Genomic DNA, 19,922 nt, shown 5'->3' with positions numbered 1-19,922 from the left:
GCAGCTAATTCTTTTTGTTCAGGGGTTAGGTTGTCTTTTTCTTTGAATGATCCTGTTGTATTGGCTTGTTTGACCCATTTATCAAAAGCTGAGGGGGTTAATTCATATTCCCGAACGATTTCTGCTCTCGGTTTCCCAGCATTGTACAAGTCTACCATTTGTTGTTTAAATTCTTTTGAATAGGTTCTTCTTTGACGTTTTGACATAATTTTTCCTCCAGGTGTTTTCTCTTATTGTACACACCTTATTTTTTCTGTCTAGTCCAGTGTAACCTATCCACCTTTTCCTTTTGCAGCTGCTGTTGCTTCTCGCAGCTCCTCAATATCGTAAATCTTTCGACCAAATAATACCTTCATTAACAGCACCTCCTGTATTTTCGTTACTACATATATCACTCAACCGGGCTGTAATAGCAAGACAAATCGTACATTTTAGGGCTAAAAATTGGGCTTGAATCGGTGTTTTTAGTACCTAAAATTCAGTGATATCAGATACTATGAAACGAAACAAAAATAGCCACATAACCCGTAAACCCTTTAATATCAAGGCTTACAAGGCTATGTGGCGCTTATTTGATGCTATCGGGGGTATCCCCCCTATGGAATTATGCGATTTTTCACACGTGACCCTGGCGCGGTCACCATTTTGAGATCTTGTAGAGATTAGACCACCCCTGGGGTAGTTAGTCTACCATTTTATCAGTTGTTTAGCGTAAGGAAGAAGTTCCTCTATCTTCTCTACGATACGTTTTTGTTCTGGAAGTGGAGGGAGAGGCACTGGGATACTATTTAAATTAGCTTGATTCATCTTTGGTTGCGCTGTTCCAGTAACATATTTCGCCAAGCTAATTGCATTGATATAGTACATTACAAACTCTAGATGAATGTAATCGCCACAATCAATTACGTGGGCATGATTATTAACCCAATATTTTCCTTCGGCTAAGAATGCAATTGGTTTGCTTCGAGTCAATAAGTTTGCTCCATCTTCTCCAATCAACATCAGTTTCTCATCAAAAATAAATTTATCAACTTTGTCGATTACACCGGAAGCACCATAATAATCATATATTTTATCCAACTTTTCTCTTTGTGAAACTGAAAGTGGAATTCTTTCAGAATCTCTATTGATCATTATATCCCCAAACCTAACCCACTTCCAATTCTCCGGAATATCAAATGGGATCTCATCTTCTGTAATCTCAGGAAGTGTCTTTGTCTTTTTAATCTTGCCTTCCTTAATCAGCTTTTTCTTCTCTTCTTGTATCTGCTTATAAAGGTCTTCTGCTGTTCCATCTTCTTCTCGCTGCTCAACCAACTTGCCTTGGATGGCATATTGCAAGATAGACTTTTGCATATCCTCCGGGAACTTTTTATTCAGTTCCTCCACTTCAGAATAGGCAACATCATATTTATCTACATAAGGCATCAGCTCTTCAATCTTTGCTACGATGCGCTTTTGTTCTTCTAGTGGGGGGAGGGGGATAGCAATATTTGAAACTTTTTTTACAGATACAAAATTTATTGTTGTTTTTCCTGCTTGTAATAATAAGGTGCGTTTTAGGGTTTTTGCAAATTCATATACATACATAGGATGAACTACACCTCCATATTCATCCTTAATCACTAATCCATTAAATTGTTGATTTGTAGTTAATGCAATATTTGTGTATGCATATTCTCCAACTGATGCAGTACAACAAAGCAAAATGCTATCTTTTGGAACAATACGATCCGAGTTTTTAGAAATAGCTTCTTCACTTATAGACTGCTCAGTATAGTTAATAAACCTGCCTTGGCTTCGAACATCAGCTATGGTAAACCAAGGAATTGTGGCATTATTCCAAAACTTAGGATTACTTTTACTTGGTGTAAAACCATTGATGATATTACAAACCGTCCCCAATCTCACCCATTCCCAACTCTCTGGGATATCAAAAGGACTCTCATCTTCCTGTATTTCCGGTAATTCCTTCTGCTTTTTAATTTTACCTTCTTTAATAAGCTGTTTCTTCTCAGCTTCAATTTTTTCCAATAGTTCCTTCGCAGTACCTTCTTCTTCTCGCTGTTTTACAAGTTTCCCTTGTATGGCAAGTTGAAGAATACTATTCTTCAAGTCCTGTGCATTCATTTAATTACCTCCAAGCATAGAAGTAATCTGTTCTAATACATGATCGATTTCTACATTAAGGGATGCTCGCTTCTCCTGGTATTCTTGAATCAAGTCCATAGGTTCAAGTATCACTTCCTCTTCATGAGGGAATCCACAAAGATCAATATTGTAGCTTCTTTCTACAATTTCATCAATGGTGTATCTCTTAGCTTTTGGAAATCCATCTGCTTCGATTTCTTCCCGGTTCTCCCACCAGTTAATGGCATCGTTGAAATGCTCCAACTTCATCGGTCTGGTCTTGGAGAAGTTCTTATAACCCTCTGGCATATCCACACGATAGAACCAGGTTTCTTTGGTCGGCTCTGTATTATCAAAGAATAAAATGTTGGTTCTAATGGATGTATAAGGTGCAAAGACGCTGTGAGGCATTCTGATCACTGTGTGGAGGTTGAACTCGCTCATCAGCTTTTTCTTGATATTAAACTTTCCGTTATCTGTACCAAATAGGAACCCATCTGGTAAGATGACTGCCGCACGTCCATTTTTCCTTAGTCTGAACATAATCACATTCATAAAGAGGTCAGCTGTCTCAGAACTTCTCAGCTCCGTTGGAAAGTTGACTTTGACGCTGTCCTTTTCGCTCCCCCCATAAGGCGGATTCATAAGAATCACATCAAAAGGCTCCATCTTTCGAAGTTCCTTGTAATCTGTCTCTAGGGCATTACCATGTAGGATATTTGGATCATCAATATCATGGATCAGCATATTGGTGACACATAGCATGTGGGGCAGAGATTTTTTCTCAATACCATAGACAGACTTGTTGTAGATTTCTCTGTTTTCCAGGGAGTTGCCTACCTGTTTATCCAGTTCATTGAGGGCAGAGGTCAAGAAACCACCAGTTCCACAGGCAAAGTCTCCAATTTTATCACCCAGGACAGGTTTTACCACTTTAACCATAAAGTCAGTCACTGCTCTTGGTGTGTAGAACTCACCGGCGTTACCAGCACTTTGAAGGTCTTTTAGGAAAGACTCATAAATGGCACCAAACTCATGGCGCTCCTTGTATTCGGTAAAGTCAATCTCATCAATGATATTGACTACTTGCCTTAGAAGCACACCATCTTTCTGATAGTTGTTGGCATCTTCAAAGGCATAACGAACAATGACCTGGCTCATTGGTGTGTTTTCATCAATTTCAAGATTCTTTAAAGTTGGAAATAATGTGTTGTTGACAAAGTCCAGGAGGGCATCCCCTGTGAGTGCTTCTCCATCTTTTCTGTCTACCGCCCAATCTCTCCATTTAAGTCCTTCTGGAATGATGGACTTGTAGTTATCATTTAAAAGTTCCCATGTTTCTTCTTTTGCATCATATATTTTTAAAAACAAAATCCACACGATCTGCTCAATTCTTTGGGCATCACCATTAACGCCCGAGTCATTTCGCATGACATCCTGGATTCTTTTCACAAAGTTACTAATCGCCATTTTATCTACCTGCCATCTCTATTTATGCGTAATATATTTCGTTTTCTAGCTCCTGTACTGCTTTCAAATAAGCTTCCTTACCACCAAAGGCTTTGACAATCTTCATCGGGCTGCCAATTTTCTGGAACTCTTTCAGTTGAAGCACCTTCGTATCTTCAATCTCCTTGATGCCATCATTGGCATACTTGTCAAGTAGGGCTTCAATAACCTCTTTGGCTACATCTGAATACTTGTAAAGGTAATGCCTTTTCTTCACGTTCTCTGCCCGTTCCTTCTTGGTCAGGGGTGCCTTATCATAGGCTATGTGGCAGATGAGATCAAAGTCATCCAGCTCCGTTTTTCCCAATTCTTGTCTTACCGCTTCAAGAAGCACACCGTCATCCTGGAGTTCATCAATGATGGCTTGCTTCCTTTCAGCTTCTGTCCAGGTGCGCAGGAAGTCATCCAATCTTGAATACTGCTCAAGGATGTTTTTCTTTGTGTAGTCAATAAGACTTTCAGTAATGAGCTTGCCATCCTTATCTACATACTGGACTCTTTCTGATAGAACTTTTACCAGAACATCGCCGACATAATATTTTCTTGGTTTGTCTTCGCCTTCATCATCAAAGGGTGGAGTATCATCGGTTACATATTCGCCATCATCTTCTTTAACACCATCAGTACCTGTATCTTCTCCAGTACCTTCTTCACCTTCCTCTGTAGGTGTTTCAGGCTCATCCACTGGGTCATCACCCCCAAGGTCAATGACCACTTCTGGCTTACCATCAAAGGCAGGATCGGCAAAGAGTCTGCTGGCATTTCTAAAGTCCATGATGGTGAAGTAGGTCTTGCCGTAATCTTCTAGAAGGCGTGTGCCACGCCCGATGATCTGCTTGAATTCGGTCATGCTGTTGATGTTGTTCTCCAGTACAATGAGTTTACACATCTTGGCATCCACACCTGTGGTCATGAGTTTGCTGGTCACTGCTATCACCGGATAAGGGCTTTCTTCATCAATGAAATTTTCCAGCTGCGCTTTACCGATATCATTGTCACCGGTAATCCTCATGATATAACGGTCATTTTCGGCATAAAGATCCTTATTTTCATTGATCAGTGCTTGACGCATCCTCTCTGCGTGTTCAATATCCACACAGAAGACGATGGTCTTGCTGAACCGATCGGTCTTTTTCAGGAACTCGGATATTTTAGATGCCACCACCCGGGTTCTATCGTCAATGACAATACTTCTATCAAAGTCTTTGACGTTGTACTCTCGGTCTTCTATCTCATAGCCATGCTTATCCACTTTGCCCGCTTCTGGGCGATAGCCTTCAAGGTCTTTATCCAGACCGATACGAATCACTTTATAAGGCGCAAGGAAACCATCATCAATTCCCTGCTTTAAGGAGTATTCATATATCGGCTCTCCAAAATAAGTGAAGCTAGAGGCTTCCTTTGTTTCAATTGGAGTAGCTGTACAGCCAATATGTGTGGCTTCAGTAAAGTAGTCCAACACTTTTCGCCAGGCTGATTCTTCTTTAGCACTACCCCGGTGGCACTCATCAATTACAATAAGGTCAAAGAAATTTGGCTGAAACTGGCGATAGGCTTCTTCACCATCATCACCAACTAGCTGCTGATAAAGTGCCAGATAAATCTCATAGGAACTATCTAGATTTCTATTCTGCACCTTGGTCATCTTTCCACTAAAGGGTTTAAAGTCTCCGGTCATGGTCTGGTCAATCAGCACATTCCGATCTGCCAAGAAAAGAATCTTCTTCTTCAGGCCAGACTTCCATAAACGATAGATCATCTGGAAGGTCATGTAAGTTTTACCGGTACCTGTGGCACTAACTACAAGGACACGATTTTGTCCTTTGGCAACAGCATCTACCGCTCTATTAATAGCCACCCGTTGATAATACCGAGGGGTTTTATAATTAGGTATGTAGTAATAAGGCTCCAGCATAACTTTTTCTTCAGTCTCATCAATCCCCTTATCAATTCTGTATCTTTGGTACAGCGCTTCTGGTGATGGGAACTCTTCTAATTTCAGTTCCTTCACTTCACCTGTGATGAGGTTCTGCTCCACAAAGCCATCTCCATTTGAAGCATAGACATAAGGAACATCCAGTGCCTTGGCATAATCAATGGCTTGTTGAAGTCCAGCACCTACAGGCTTTGTATTGTCCTTTGCTTCCACTATGGCTAGAGGGAAGTTGTTTTTGTACGACAGTAGATAGTCAGCACTTTTCTTTCTTCCTCTCGCAGTAATATTTCCACGCAAAATAATACGCCCTGCAGTAAAAGCGTACTCCATCCGTATTTGCTTGTTATTCCATCCTGTATTCTGTATAGCCGGTGTGATATATCTTAATTTGATATCTTCTTCAGACAAATGGCTTTTCCCCATAAACTTTCGCCCCTTTCATTTTATTTAAACGATGTTAATCGAACTTAAACTCCATGATGTCACCGATATTACAATGGAGGCATCTACAGATTTTATAAAGGCTCTCCATGCTTACCGATTCCCCTTTACCGAGACGAGCGATAATATTATAGGTAATGCCGGCTTGATCTTTTAAATCAGTTTTATTCATCTTCTTGTCGATCAAGAGTTTCCAAAGATTATCATAGCTAATCACCATGAATCGCACACCTCCAAGGATGTAAAATATAGTTAAGAATAGTATAACACATTACTAAACGAAATAGAAAGAAAACCTTACATCATCGCAAGATTTTCATGTGAATGAGTTATAGTTCCAAGAGTAGGGAGCGCATCAATACACTGGGCGAATATTGTATTTAAGCCATTTCGTATGGTAAAATCCATTATCGTTGACTATCTTTAAACACCAAACAAACACCAAAAATGAATTAAACCCCACAGAAGTCCGCTGTTTTCGGGCATCGTGGGGTATCAGTGTTTATGTTTTCAAAATAAACGGATATGTTCTTATCCTTGAGCTGTCTAATATATTGAAGGCAGTCTAGGGTGTTACGTGCAAATCGGCTGATGGATTTAGTAATAACCATGTCGATGTTACCATCCATACACTCTGCAATCATACGATTAAATTCGTCACGCTTTTTAGTGTTCGTACCAGAGATACCATCATCTGCAAAGATGCCAGCAAACTCCCATTCAGTATTCTTCTTTATAAACTCCGTGTAGTGTGCAACCTGAACCTCATAGCTAGAATTTTGTTCTTCCGTTTCTGTAGAAACACGGCAATAGGCAGCAACACGAAGTTTCTTTATCTTTTCTTTTGCGGCTGTACTTCCTACCCTTTTACGAGCAGGAATAACCATTATATTTTTCTCTGTCACTTTATTCCTCGCTTTCTATCAGACTGTATAAGTATTCTGCTCGTTCAAAAGGATCCACTGGCATCTTATTATCTGCCTTTTTCATTTTGAATCGTTCTTTGGGAGGGGGAGAGGTGAAAGCGGCAAGCTCTACCACTCGTCCTAAATCCTTTGCACGTTTATCTCTAACTTCTTCAGCTTTATCAAATATCTCTTTATCAATAATTGCTGGATACGTATCATTTCCAAGGTAGTTGACGTTTTTCAAAATGCGCCCCATCACAGAATGTGTCTTTTCAATACCTGCCTGTTCGCCAGCCACTGTAAGGGATAGTCCTGATATGTATTTCTCAAAGAATACCTTTACTTGACCTGCTGCCTTTTCATCGACAGTAACCACTCCATCTTGAATTTTGTATCCATATGGAATATATGCCATTTATCTCACCACCTTTTCTTTCAGGGAAAGACCGCATTTCAAATTGAATGTCAGCTCATCCCTGGAATTTACAATGATGTTCTCTACAAATTCTTCAAATAATTCTTCCGTGTAGTCACCATTAAAATTATCTGCTGACACGTAATCAATGAGGTCCTTTATCTCGTTTGCTCGTAAAATCCCACTCGCGGAATTTGATACAAGGTTTGTTTTTTCAGTTGAAAGATTTTTCATCTCACTATCTAAAACATTTCGTTCCTGATTAAAAAGAGCTGGCTCAAGGAAACCTTTGGCCATCAGTGTAATAAGGGTGTTGCGTTCTTCCATGAGTTGCTCCATTCGCTTATCAATAGCGTCCATTCTTTCACGGTCGCTTTCTTCATCGATTTGGCTAACTGACTTGAAAAGTGGTTCTAGGATTAGCTTGATACTGAAAGCAAGCTTATTCATCATGGTTGTAAATGTGGCTTTGATTTCCCCATCTCGCAAAAACAACATGGAGCAACTTTCTTTATCTTCGATACTGTCTCAACATGTGTCGTGGATAAGGTAAGTATGTAAAATGGTATGTGGAACATAGTGATTTGCTGTAAATGATTTGCTAACTACTTTAGATCTTTATACAAAGTATAAATCGGATATTTTATTATTTTTTCTTTTATATCTTCTGAGATTAGGTCAAAGTATTTGTCCGCTAAATCAGAAAGGGGTTCTTTTTTCATCACCTAATGGGTGATGAAGCAGAATACTTTAAAGACTATTAAATCAATGTTAGGAAAGACTATTAGTAAAACTATGAATTATTCAGGTAAAAGTTAAATTAATACAAAAATAGTGATAAAAAGCCACCCTATTTGCAGCAAGGTGGCTTTTGTACTGTTCATGTTACATATTTTCGCAAAAATCTAAACATTAAAATAAGAGAACATGCAATTTACAAGACAGAAATTGTAAGTTCTCTTTTGATTCAGAATCCGGGACCTTTTGTCCCAGCCTCCTTTTCATACTCTGTATTTAAAACGTATTAATTTATTTATCGGGGAAAACTTTTTTCTTCAATTCCATCAGTACAGTTGTAGATAAGGCCAATCCTGTTGCAATAGCCCAATGCATTAAGCCAAAAGTATCTGGGATTGAGAATACCCCTTTAACAACCGGTAAAAGAGTGATACCATATAGACCTAAACAAGCAATAAAGGCCATTAATATAAATTTGTTAGTAAAGAATCCTGCTTCAAAACTAGTTTGAGTAGTCGAACGCGCAGGGAATACTTGCAATGTTCTAGATAAAATAAGTGTTGTAAAGGCCATAGCTACACTTATCTCAGCTGAATACTGCAACCCAATAAACTGAGAAATGATAACCGCTAGACCGATTAAAGAACCCCGGAATATAACTGTGCTTAAGGTTTTTCCTGAGAAAATAGACTCATCAGGATCTCTCGGTGATTCATTCATGACGTTAGGTTCTCTAGGCTCTAATCCCAAAGCAATAGCAGGAAGGGAATCATTAGCTAAGTTAATAAAGAGTAATTGTAATGCTGTAAAGGGGTTAACCCAATTGAGTAATAAAGCAACTAAAATCGCAATAACAGCACCTAAGTTACCTGAGAATAGGTAAGCAATAGCTTTTTTAATATTACTGTAAACCGTACGCCCGACAGCAACCGCATGAACGATAGATACAAAGTTATCATCTGTCAAAATCATAGCAGAGGCATCTTTAGCCACATCTGTTCCACTACCCATGGCTATCCCGATGTCAGCTTGTTTTAAAGCAGGGGCATCATTCACTCCATCTCCAGTCATTGCGGTCACCTGGTTTTTCTTTTGCCAAGCATCTACGATTCTGATTTTGTTTTCTGGAGTAACACGCGCATAAACTGATATTTTTTCTAACTTGTCCATCAGCTCATCATCGCTTAGCGCGTCTAATTCTTGTCCGGTATAAGCAAGGTCACCTTCCTTGAAAATATTCAAGTCCCGACCAATGGCTCGTGCAGTCGTTTTATGGTCACCAGTAATCATGACAGTTTTAATTCCTGCTTTTTCTGCATCCTGAACGGCGTGATACACTTCTTCTCTAGGAGGATCGATCATTGCAAGTAAACCGACAAAGATTAAATCACTTTCATCTTCAACTTCAATAGTATCTTTTTCAATAGGCTTGTAAGCGAAAGCTAACACACGAAAGGCCTGGTCAGAGAACTTTTCGTTTTGCGCTTTGAGAGCCTCTAATCGTTCTTCTGTTAATTCGACAATTTCACCGTTCAGCTTAATACGTGAGCACAAGTCGAAGATAATATCTGGCCCACCTTTTGTTAAGAGGCGTTTTTCACCATTGATTTCATGCACGGTTGACATGCGCTTTCTGCTTGAATCAAAAGGCAGCTCGAGTAAACGAGGGTATTTCTTACGGATTTCTTCATAGGGTGCATCTTGCTTGTTACTGTAAGCAATTAAAGCCACTTCCGTCGGATCACCGCTCGATTCCCCTTTTTCATCAATATTGGAATCATTCGCTAGTACGGCTATTTGCATGAGGATGCGTTCGGAATCAGACCACGTTTGGCTGTCCCCAGAAAATAAGTGTGTGACACCATTCGGTATATAGGCATCCACGACCGTCATTTTATTTTGTGTCAATGTCCCGGTTTTATCTGTACAGATAACACCTGTTGATCCGAGGGTTTCTACAGCTGGCAATTGTCTGATAATCACATGCTGTTTAGCCATTTTATTTGTTCCAACAGATAAGACAATCGTTACGATGGATTGGAGAGCTTCAGGAATAGCCGCAACAGCCACAGCTACCGCAAACATAAAGGCGTTAACTAATGGAACAGTATAGTCTTGTGAATCTCCTAAGAAGATTCGAACAGCTTGAATAGCAAAAATGAGAATGGATAAAATCAGAATACCAATACCCAGTTTTTTACTGAAATCTTCCAGCTTTCGTTGGAGAGGGGTTTGTTTGGCTTCTGCACTTTGAATCAACTGGGCGACTTTACCCATTTCTGTTTCTTCTCCAATAGCTGTGACAACCATTTTTCCTCTACCGTAAGTGACAAGCGTGCCACTATAATTCATATTACTTCTATCCGCAAGAGGGGCATCTTCTTCCAGCTTAGCAACGAATTTATCTGAAGCAACCGATTCACCTGTTAATGCCCCTTCTACGACTTGAAGAGATTCCGCTTCAATCAGTCTTCCGTCTGCTGGAATATTGTCTCCCGCTTCTAAAAGAACAATGTCCCCTTTGACCAGTTCTCTAGCCTCGACATTTTGTGGACGACCATTTCTAATGACTGTAGTCGTTGGAGTAGCCATTTGTCTTAAAGACTCTAAAGAATCTTCTGCCTTTTTTGTTTGAACGACACTTAAGATTGAATTGATGATAAGCACCGCAAAAATAATGAGAGATTCAACAGCTTCTCCTAATACGATTTGCACGATGGCAACGATAAGCAAGACGATAACCAATGGGTCTTTAAAGGTATCAATGAACATAGAGAGTGTAGACTGTCTATCTTTTCTACTGATTTCATTAAACCCTTGTTCTTCTTGCCGCTTTTTTGCATCCTCCGTCATAATTCCTTCGGTAGAGGTGTTTAAAGACGACAATACCGTTTCAATACTTTCTTTATAATAATCCATTTTCTGTCCTTTCTATGCTTTTGGAGTGAGACAAATAAAGACGCATACGGAAAAACTCACTCACTTCCGTATGCGTCTTACTATTTAATACAGCACCAGCAGATAAATTATCTACGTTTGGTGGCACTGTAGCAGTAAAAAACTGCCAGTTACTCCCGCACTTCTTATTTTAATGTCAAACTTATTATAAATAAGGGAAGGAAAAAAAGCAAGTTAATTCACTGGAGGATTTTATAATGAGGTTAGCCACCTCTAAAAATCCATAAAAAAACGCCACGTGAATTTCATGTTATATTGAAGTTACCACTAACTCTCAATAGACAAGGATGAATTCACATGACGCAAGACCAGTTTAAAACAGTCTCACGAAAAGGGACACACCTATCTTATCAAGAACGTTGTCACATTCAGATTCTCAAAAAAGAAGCCTATTCTCACCGCGCCATTGCCAAGTTATTAGGGCGATCCCCTCAAACCATTCATAATGAAGTGAAAAGAGGCACCATCACGCAACTGAAACGCCAAAAACAAAACGGTAAAACCTACGACTATTCCTACACACTATATGATGCCGATGCCGGACAAGCTAATTATGAGCGTCAACATCTTCACTGCGGTAGGCGACTTAAATGGGCGGATTCCAACGCCTTTATTGACTGGGCAGACGAAAAGATGCTTCAAGAGAAATGGTCCCCCGATGTTGTCGTGGGTTTCGCTCGTGAACATCAGTTGTTTGACGCTGCGATTGTTCCTTGTACAACGACGTTATACCATTGGATCGATAGCGGTGTGATGAAAACTCGCAACTTGGATTTGTTAGAAAAGCTGTCGCGTAATACCAAGAAACGAACGACTAAAGCGCGTCGAAACAAACGTGTCTTAGGACCATCGATTGAAGATCGCCCGAAAGCAATCGAAACCAGAGAGCACTTTGGACACTGGGAAATTGATACAGTGATTGGCAGTCAAGCGGCCTGTGACCCTGTATTGTTGACATTAGTCGAACGTAAGACGCGCTATGAAGTCATTCTGAAACTCAAGAACAAAACGGCTCAGGCTGTGGATGAAGCGATGGACTCTCTGCGTCAACGCGCAGGTGATGCTTTCAACCAACTATTTAAAACGATCACATCAGATAATGGCTCAGAGTTTGCGGGCCTGCATACCGCTTTACAGGATACACTCGACGTCTATTTTACGCACCCTTATGCTTCTTGGGAACGTGGAACGAGTGAGAATCAACATAAAATCATTCGTCGCTTTCTCCCTAAAGGACAACCACTCCAAGCATTATGTGAGGTAAAGTGCCTAAGAATTCAAAACTGGATGAACGATTATCCACGCAAGCTATTAGGCTATCAAACGCCTTATGACTGTTTCGCGAGAGAATTTCACAAAGAACGCCAAGTGCAACAGACGAAAAAACCGGTTAGTGCTTGATACCGAGTCTCACTCGACATGACTTGATTGCTAAGAAGTTGACAAGTGCACGATCGACCAAGGACTGCTCTACCTCAGCTTGTTATCAAGCACTGACGGGTAATAAAATAAGTTAAGTTAGTTGGTAACACACTAAAAAACAAAGTGGCTAACTTAAACTTGAAATTTTCGTTATATATTTATATGAATGTTGCATAAATCATGCCTCCCTTTTTCTCTTCCTACATATATTACCAAAATTCTTCTTAAATATTTTTGTATACGCTATATTTCTTATTCTCTCTCGAATTAGATCTATGATTGTCTCAGTTATTCAAGTATAACCTATTAATAAAATATCAGCTTATTTATTTCCCATTTAGAGAATAAGAAAGCTGTGATCCATAATTGTTAAAAAATATACATAAAAGTGAGACACAAAACGATGCTAATTATATTGCATCGTTCTGTGCCTCTTTCATATTCCGGTTGTGTTATATGTATCTAAGCTCAACCTTATATACTTAAATGGTATATTCTACTTTCCGTGAAGCTGCTTAAAATTCTATGCAATCAGTGACCAAAGATGTTGAATCGTACCATTCTCTAACAGAATAAAAATACCCAAGCCGATAAAAACGACTGGTACGATGACTTTTTCGTAACGCTCAACTACTTCACCAATCATAGGAACCGAAGCCAATCGTTTGGATAAATAACATAAGCTAAAAATCCCAATGATAAAAACAAGGATCACAACCATGACTTCCTGGAGGGACATTCCAGTAAAGTAAGGAATATAAATCCCCAAATTATCTCCGCCAAGGGCAATGGTCAGAGCAACCACACTCGCAACTTCTGACTGTCTATGCGACATCTTTTCTTCTAAGTCCTTTTCATTTACATCTTCATCGATGAAGATAGCCCTAATCCCCAGAATCAAAGGAAGTAAACCAAGTAACCCGATCACCCAATCTTGTGGAATAAAGTTCAGGAAGTACGCTGCAATGAGACTAAAGCCAACGAGCAACCCCGTTCCAATATATTGGCCAATATAAATTGATCGTTGTTTACCCGTATTCATGGTAGAGAAAAGAATCGTTAAAACAACCAAATAATCGATGGACGTAGAGATAAAAACTAACATTGAAGATATAATTATTTCCATAAGCCTCCCCTTTCAATATGTTTATTAGAATTGGTGGTTTTCACACAAACACATCAACTTGGCCAAAGCCAAGGGAGAATATTTAATAAATTGCTTCATATAAAACATCCAACTTTCATATTTTTTTCACATGACTCATATGCTTTCTAAACCAACGTTTATGAAGTCACTTTGTTCCCTCATGAATTATACCATTAAACATACAATGTTTCAGCCACTCAGCTTGCTCATTTTGCTTGTCTTCTGGAAAATCCCGTGCATGGGTAGGAGATCTACTTCTGCGAAACTAACGTTTCTTCTCAAGTAGTGTCACTGTCTCAACATGCGGTATCATATTACTCTTATACAATTTAACAAATCATACTGTAACAGGGGTAAATACTCAATTTCTATCCCCCTATTTTAACTTGTATAAGTCTCAATGTGGGTGCTTAAATCAGTAATATTCGTTTGAATCTTCAGCTGATTCTCTCGCTTCAACACCGGCCATTAAGCCCTTGATCCACACTGGTACATTTTGAAGCGGTGTTCTCTCCTTTGAGTGCTTGATTACATCTTCTAGGTCTTTATCACGTCAGAACCGATCTCGTATATAACATTTGTGGCAGCAGAAATCTGCGGCCTTTTCTTTACTCTCAAAATTCTTCCCACAATAGTAATATACATGCTGGGCTTGAACGTATGGAATAAATAGAATAGCGATGTAATTAATCTGAAATTTACAAAGAAAACCTTGGCTGAACATTTTAATGTATCAAGGGCACTAAAAAGCATGCAGACGGAGGGTATTATCTCATTCATCAAAAGAACTATCCAAACATACAATTTAGAAAATCTTGAAGAGTTATTTTCCATATCAAAAACAGCATATAATCAATTTAATCAAATAGGCTGTTTCAACTTTACAAAAATCCAAAATTTTATCTGTTGATTATGAATGTAATATAACAAGTTTTTTTATTTTAATTTTAATTTTTTAATAATTTATGGATTACAATATTGACAGTTTCCTGGTTCTGCTTGTTTTGCTCCATTTGGATATAATTTTTCTTCAGTATATCCACATTTTTTGCAATTGTAGTGATATGACAGTGCTAATTTAGTAGGGAGGCCACACCAGCTACAAGGTAACCCTTCCTTTTTATTTATCAACTTAAAACCTGGCCATCCACATTTCGGGCAGAGATTGAATATATTCTTAATAAGATTATTAGTAGCAGCCTCAATACTTCTCATTCTAGTTGGATTATATAATGCTCTCATATCAGTTTCTATATATATTTCTCCATCATAAGAATTCTTTAGAGCAAATTCAACCGCATATTCAAGATCCGCTTGATTTGTTATACCTTTAATCATATGATTTTTATCACTTGTAAACTGATTCACTTTTATAACAACTCGATGCTCTGGAAATCCTTTTTCTATGGAAAATTCATAGGCCTCTTGAAAGTTTCTTACTACCTTATGACCATAATTAGTTTCTGTTGTGGTTGTAATGCCACTAATTTCTATATCATTCTCCTTATCAATTAATACTACTATTTCTCGGTTAAATGATACAAATGGAATGACTGGGTGGGGGCCAAAGGAACCTTCACTGGCAAAAGCTAAGGTTTTATCATATAAGCACATAGCTCCCATTGCCTTATGTCTAGCAGCATCATATTGATCACCCATACGCTCTATATCTCCAGTAAATGTCCCAAACTGATCCGTATTAAATCCTTCAGGAACAACAATTTCAATTCCTAATTCATTTTCTAGTATCGGTGATATTACTTCTTCTTTTTTATGCATCGTTGCTAATATCGCTACACGATTTTTGAAAAGAGAGTGAATAATTTTCCTTTTATCCATTAGCTAAACTCCTTCTATATAGATATACTGGGTGTTTTTGTATAATTACTTAACTACTCGAATTTTTTCTAAATATACTATTCCGGCATACCTTGAAGACAAATATTTATTGTATATCTTTTCAGCCACTTCCACAGCTTGTTCTTCACCCTCAATTATTATTTCTATTCTTATATTTTCACCAAACCTGCTAAGTCCTCCAGATATTGACCTCATACCTCGTTGACCTTTCCCTGAGACATCGTTATAAATAGTGTAAGCTCTAATTTCTAAAGACTCTAAATATGTTATTATTTTAGAAATTATTATTCTTTCAGTTATTATGATTACTTTTTCTACCTGTTCTAACAAGTTTAATCACCCCTAGTTAATAAATTGTGAAATCATAGTTGCTAAATGATGGTAAAGTGGGATTCCAAGTATAATATTAAATGGAAATACAATGCCTAAAGCTATGGCTAGACCTAAAGATGGATTAGCCTCAGGGAAAGTATCTCTCATCACTGCAGGTGCAGTTATATAGGACGCACCACTAGCTAAGGCTGCTAATATTGTTGCTCCTCCAGGACTCAAACCAAAAACAGTAGCTAAAATTATGGCGATAGTGGCATGGATAAGTGGTAGGATAATCGCTAATAAAAATGCAATTGGCCTGACATTTTTCAATTCATATAATCTTGAACCGGCAAGTAACCCTATATCAAGCATAAAAATTGTAAATACCCCTTTGAAGATATTATCATAAAATGGCATAAGACTTCTTGTACCTTCAACACCTGAGATAAGTCCAATTAGAAAACCACCAAATATTAATAATGTCGATTTAGCTGTTAAAGAAATACGTAGTATGTCTTTTATGCGATATTCACTTTTATCTGTTTCTGCAGATCGCTTCTTTAAGCCTGCATAACCTAGAATAATAGCAGTAATCAATGCTGCGGTATCCATGAACGGATATAAAGCAGGGACAAACTCCTCAAAATCAGCTCCTATTTGTTGCAGAAAAACTAAAGTTGATGTAAGAGTGACACTACTACATGCCCCATAATGTCCTGCTATCGATCCGGCGTTAGACGAATCAAATCCAAGTTTAGACATTATAATATATACTAGGGTAGTAATGATAATGCCAATAATGACCGCTAGTAAAGCGTATATTAATAATCCCTGAACGCCAGTTTTACTAACTGAAATGCCCCCCTTTAGTCCAATAGATATTAAAACATATAACGTTATAATTGAACCAATAGAATCCGGTATTTCCAAATCTGATTTTACGGAGACTGCAATGACCCCTAGTATAAAAAATAATATCGCTGGAGATGCCATGTTGCTAAAAGCAATTTCTAAAGAACTCATTTTATCACCCTACTTTGTAATGTATTTTATAAAGCTTTTTCTCCTTATTCTTTTAACACTTTAATTACTTCACCTCTTACACAACAAGCAAATTTATGCATTTCATTTGCCAATCAACTTATATTAGATTGTATAGTCTTGGGAAAAAAATAAAAAAACCGACCATTTTAACAGGGGAAGTTATCGCACTTATAGTTAGTGGCGATACTTCCTTACATTAAAAATAGTCGGTTTAACTTTAACTGTTCATTTAGTTTACTCATAAATGGACTTTCTCAGTTCTCCCAGTATATATGTTTATTAAAGCATTATTTTTTTCTCCAAATCAGAAGTTAATTTAAATATCATAACTCTTTCACCATTTCTAGTACTAATATCTGTATGGAAAGATATAACTTCTTCACCAGTTTGTTCTGTAATAATTCCACCTAGTTTATCTCTACCTACCTCAACTAAGTTACCACGGATTTTTTTTATTGACAATAAACCTTCTAGTGTTTCCGAGAGCTTATATTCTGCAGGTGTTAAGATACCCTTTAAGACCACAATGACCATGTCTCTGAGAATGTCAGTCTTAACCGTTACAGACCCTCTACCCAAAAAATCCTTTTCCCATTGAGTTAATGCTCTACTTATTTCGGCTTCTAACTGACCTTTTTTTATGGTTTTCCCCTCCTAATAAAGAAATTCCATATGTTTAATTACCACACGTAGTATACTGTTTAATTTCAATGAAATTTATAAAGACATTCCGTATTTTCATATAGACAATCAAATATTATCATAATGCTAATACATTTAACATTTATAGTGATATTGAAACCATCAAGCTTAAATATTAAAATAAATTATATATCAAACTTATTCTATTGTCAATTTGTTTTTTAACTACTAAATACATGTACTAAAAACTTTAAAAAAAGTACGCACTTTTTTAACATAAACACAAAGCAGCGCTTGAATCCTAATATTTACAATAGGTTTCAAGCTTTTTATGCTTTGCAAGTGTCAAAGACAGGATTAGCACATAATTCTTCTATGGTAAAAATATTTGTACGCCAAATAAAGTTATGGACTAGTTTATAATATAAATTTACGACAAACTGCAATTCTTTTCATTATTTTCTATTGCAAAAGCAGTATTTTCTCTACAATCGAGCAAAATCGCTACAGATATGTACTGCTATTTTGTTGTAAGGTTAAAACATAAAAGCAAAACTCCACCCGTTTTGGCACTTACCATTCACCAGTAATTCATTAGTTCTTTTAGAACACACCCAGAATTCATTAATTTTATTATTTCTGCAAAGTAAACATTCCTGTAAAATCACCGTAAACACGCCATTTCAAAGGGTTCTATATTTATTTTTTTCCATCAGGAAAACCATTTCCACATGTTATATCATCTCAAGCGGAAGCTAAACACAATATCTAACCTATCTCTTCAACCTAAACAAAAATGACCGTTATCTAATCTGTCAACTCAACCCTCCCCGAATCAATACCGTTGACCTATTTCCACAAATAACAAAATAGGCTTTTCAGTCAAATCTGCTGCCAGCAATTTTTATTGCACTAAGTAGCAAAACGCTAAAAAGCCCTTTGTTACGGGGTTTCTTATTATATTATTTCTCCACCCTTGACATCAATACTACACACTCTGCAGTCGTTTTCTACCAATCGTAGCTCCGCTTCTCTTGGGAAAACTTTGCATAAGACGTACATCTACTTACTTCGTAAGCAGTGTTACGGTTTCCACGTGCGCTGTCTGCGGGAATAAATCGACAGGTTGAACGGTATCTGTTGTATAACCTAACTCTGCAAAGTGGATTAAATCTCTTGCCATTGTTGCTGGATTACATGAAATATAAACAATTTTTTCAGGATTCATTTCGCATGCAGCATCGATAAATGATTGTTCTAAACCTTTACGTGGTGGATCGACAAAAATAACATTTGGTGCAATGCCTTCTCTTGCCCATTGCGTCATAATTTTTTCTGCTTTACCGACTAAATAAGTAGCATTTTCAATATCATTTAATTTCGCATTTTCTCTGGCATCATCGACTGCCTCTTTGATAGTTTCCATACCATATACATGATCTACTTTATCAGCAACAGATAAACCGATTGTACCGATTCCAGCATAAGCATCGATTACCACATCAGTTGCTTTCAAATCAGCTAATTCAAAGGCTGTTTGATATAAAACTTCTGCTTGTTGGGTATTTACTTGATAGAATGATTTTGATGAAATTCGGTATGTTTTTCCTAATAACTGATCTTCAATACTGTCTTTTCCAAATAATACTTTTTCAGCTGAACCTAAAATGACATTGGTTTTCTCTTCGTTAACATTTTGTACAACAGAAACCACTTCTGGTAATTCTTCATGAATAATGTTTGCAATTTCGACACCTTTAAAGAATTTTGGCTTACGAGTAACTAACACAACCATCATTTCATGAGAATAATGACCACGTCTAATAATGATGTGACGCATGAATCCTTCGTTGGCTTCTTCATTGTAAGCTTTGATGTTAAAACGTTCTAAAATATTGCGGATAGTTAGGATTGCTTGGTCGATAACTGGATCTTGAATATAAAAGTCTTCAATAGCAACCAATTGGTGGCTGTTTTTACGATAAAATCCAGTGGTTAATTTCCCTTCAATTTTACGAATAGGAATTTGCGCCTTGTTACGATAGCCAAAAGGTTGCTCCATCCCTAATGTTGGTAGTACATTAATTTCTGGCATTTTTGCAACTCTAGTTAAAACATTTTCCACTTGTTTTTGTTTGAACGCTAATTGTTTTTCGTAACTTAAATGACTTAAAGGAGCGATTCCTGTACGTAATAAGTTTTCATTTTCAACAGTTTGACGATCTGGACTCTCTTTGATAAATTTCATAACTTTACCAAAACCGAATTTATTTCCTACTTTTAACACTTTTAGTTCCACGACTTCATCTGTTAAAGCATTTTCGACAAAAAGTGGGTAACCATCTACTTTAGCGATTCCCATCCCTTCATGCGATAGATCGATAATTGTTGCTTCTAATACTTGATTTTTTTCTACTGGGTATTGTTTCATTTTATTTTCCTCATTTCAATTTAAGC

Annotated in this window: 15 protein-coding genes and 1 pseudogene; 1 reads left to right on the top strand and 15 read right to left on the bottom strand. The window is 37.6% G+C overall.

What is annotated here, in order from left to right:
• From ACWODM_RS05675 to ACWODM_RS05635, 9 genes and pseudogenes are all read right to left on the bottom strand, one after another.
• Window positions 1–206 (bottom strand): transposase (locus tag ACWODM_RS05675; protein WP_455320406.1); only part of this gene is annotated, 206 nt, incomplete at its 3' end.
• A 481-nt stretch (window positions 207–687) separates the two neighbouring features.
• Window positions 688–2,130 carry a restriction endonuclease subunit S gene (locus ACWODM_RS05670; RefSeq protein WP_455320405.1) on the bottom strand — a complete coding sequence of 481 codons (1,443 nt, stop codon included), beginning with the start codon at window positions 2,128–2,130 and terminating at the stop codon, window positions 688–690.
• On the bottom strand, window positions 2,131–3,600 hold the full coding sequence (locus ACWODM_RS05665) for an N-6 DNA methylase (RefSeq protein WP_455320404.1): 1,470 nt from the start codon (window positions 3,598–3,600) through the stop codon (window positions 2,131–2,133).
• Between the two features lie 22 nt (window positions 3,601–3,622).
• Window positions 3,623–5,998, bottom strand: a complete 2,376-nt coding sequence (hsdR, locus tag ACWODM_RS05660; protein WP_455320403.1) for an EcoAI/FtnUII family type I restriction enzme subunit R — start codon at window positions 5,996–5,998, stop codon at window positions 3,623–3,625.
• Between the two features lie 34 nt (window positions 5,999–6,032).
• Window positions 6,033–6,236, bottom strand: coding sequence for a helix-turn-helix domain-containing protein (locus tag ACWODM_RS05655; RefSeq protein WP_455320402.1), 204 nt, complete (start codon window positions 6,234–6,236; stop codon window positions 6,033–6,035).
• A gap of 277 nt (window positions 6,237–6,513) precedes the next feature.
• Window positions 6,514–6,903 (bottom strand): annotated as a pseudogene (locus ACWODM_RS05650) (recombinase family protein); the annotation flags it as partial.
• A 19-nt stretch (window positions 6,904–6,922) separates the two neighbouring features.
• Window positions 6,923–7,339 (bottom strand): recombinase, encoded by a 417-nt coding sequence (locus ACWODM_RS05645; RefSeq protein ID WP_000323438.1) that lies wholly within the window; start codon window positions 7,337–7,339, stop codon window positions 6,923–6,925.
• Complete coding sequence (locus ACWODM_RS05640; protein WP_455320401.1) at window positions 7,340–7,837, bottom strand: hypothetical protein; 498 nt, start codon at window positions 7,835–7,837, stop codon at window positions 7,340–7,342.
• 531 nt (window positions 7,838–8,368) lie between these two features.
• The gene (locus tag ACWODM_RS05635) at window positions 8,369–10,996 is read right to left on the bottom strand and encodes a cation-translocating P-type ATPase (RefSeq protein ID WP_455320400.1); all 2,628 of its coding nucleotides are present in this window, start codon (window positions 10,994–10,996) and stop codon (window positions 8,369–8,371) included.
• A gap of 336 nt (window positions 10,997–11,332) precedes the next feature.
• Here ACWODM_RS05635 and ACWODM_RS05630 point away from each other — a divergent pair, with 336 nt between their 5' ends.
• Entirely contained in the window at window positions 11,333–12,436 is a 1,104-nt protein-coding gene (locus ACWODM_RS05630; protein WP_455320399.1) for an IS30 family transposase, read from the top strand.
• A 544-nt stretch (window positions 12,437–12,980) separates the two neighbouring features.
• Here the strand turns inward: ACWODM_RS05630 and ACWODM_RS05625 are convergent.
• The 6 genes from ACWODM_RS05625 to rlmD all read right to left on the bottom strand — a co-directional run bounded on the left by ACWODM_RS05625 (window position 12,981) and on the right by rlmD (window position 19,896).
• Entirely contained in the window at window positions 12,981–13,583 is a 603-nt protein-coding gene (locus tag ACWODM_RS05625) for a CadD family cadmium resistance transporter (RefSeq protein WP_455320398.1), read from the bottom strand.
• A gap of 984 nt (window positions 13,584–14,567) precedes the next feature.
• Window positions 14,568–15,443, bottom strand: coding sequence for a DUF6671 family protein (locus ACWODM_RS05620; protein WP_455320397.1), 876 nt, complete (start codon window positions 15,441–15,443; stop codon window positions 14,568–14,570).
• A gap of 45 nt (window positions 15,444–15,488) precedes the next feature.
• Window positions 15,489–15,794, bottom strand: a complete 306-nt coding sequence (locus ACWODM_RS05615; RefSeq protein WP_455320396.1) for a P-II family nitrogen regulator — start codon at window positions 15,792–15,794, stop codon at window positions 15,489–15,491.
• Window positions 15,795–15,806: 12 nt separating this feature from the next.
• Entirely contained in the window at window positions 15,807–16,802 is a 996-nt protein-coding gene (locus tag ACWODM_RS05610; protein ID WP_455320395.1) for a sodium-dependent bicarbonate transport family permease, read from the bottom strand.
• A 300-nt stretch (window positions 16,803–17,102) separates the two neighbouring features.
• Window positions 17,103–17,465 carry a DUF2294 domain-containing protein gene (locus ACWODM_RS05605; protein WP_455320409.1) on the bottom strand — a complete coding sequence of 121 codons (363 nt, stop codon included), beginning with the start codon at window positions 17,463–17,465 and terminating at the stop codon, window positions 17,103–17,105.
• 1,066 nt (window positions 17,466–18,531) lie between these two features.
• Entirely contained in the window at window positions 18,532–19,896 is a 1,365-nt protein-coding gene (rlmD, locus tag ACWODM_RS05600; RefSeq protein WP_455320394.1) for a 23S rRNA (uracil(1939)-C(5))-methyltransferase RlmD, read from the bottom strand.
• Between the last annotated feature and the right edge of the window lie 26 nt (window positions 19,897–19,922).

The organism is Enterococcus olivae, assembly GCF_053760925.1.
The sequence above is the reverse complement of the archived record's forward strand: the minus strand, read 5'-3'. Positions and strand labels throughout refer to the sequence as shown.

What these genes read in the sequence shown, in the direction of transcription:
- ACWODM_RS05670 (WP_455320405.1), bottom strand. Translation starts at nt 2,130, where the DNA reads ATGAATGCACAGGACTTGAAGAATAGTATTCTTCAACTTGCCATACAA.
- ACWODM_RS05665 (WP_455320404.1), bottom strand. Translation starts at nt 3,600, where the DNA reads ATGGCGATTAGTAACTTTGTGAAAAGAATCCAGGATGTCATGCGAAAT.
- hsdR (WP_455320403.1), bottom strand. Translation starts at nt 5,998, where the DNA reads ATGGGGAAAAGCCATTTGTCTGAAGAAGATATCAAATTAAGATATATC.
- ACWODM_RS05655 (WP_455320402.1), bottom strand. Translation starts at nt 6,236, where the DNA reads ATGGTGATTAGCTATGATAATCTTTGGAAACTCTTGATCGACAAGAAG.
- ACWODM_RS05645 (WP_000323438.1), bottom strand. Translation starts at nt 7,339, where the DNA reads ATGGCATATATTCCATATGGATACAAAATTCAAGATGGAGTGGTTACT.
- ACWODM_RS05640 (WP_455320401.1), bottom strand. Translation starts at nt 7,837, where the DNA reads ATGTTGTTTTTGCGAGATGGGGAAATCAAAGCCACATTTACAACCATG.
- ACWODM_RS05635 (WP_455320400.1), bottom strand. Translation starts at nt 10,996, where the DNA reads ATGGATTATTATAAAGAAAGTATTGAAACGGTATTGTCGTCTTTAAAC.
- ACWODM_RS05630 (WP_455320399.1), top strand. Translation starts at nt 11,333, where the DNA reads ATGACGCAAGACCAGTTTAAAACAGTCTCACGAAAAGGGACACACCTA.
- ACWODM_RS05625 (WP_455320398.1), bottom strand. Translation starts at nt 13,583, where the DNA reads ATGGAAATAATTATATCTTCAATGTTAGTTTTTATCTCTACGTCCATC.
- ACWODM_RS05620 (WP_455320397.1), bottom strand. Translation starts at nt 15,443, where the DNA reads ATGGATAAAAGGAAAATTATTCACTCTCTTTTCAAAAATCGTGTAGCG.
- ACWODM_RS05610 (WP_455320395.1), bottom strand. Translation starts at nt 16,802, where the DNA reads ATGAGTTCTTTAGAAATTGCTTTTAGCAACATGGCATCTCCAGCGATA.
- rlmD (WP_455320394.1), bottom strand. Translation starts at nt 19,896, where the DNA reads ATGAAACAATACCCAGTAGAAAAAAATCAAGTATTAGAAGCAACAATT.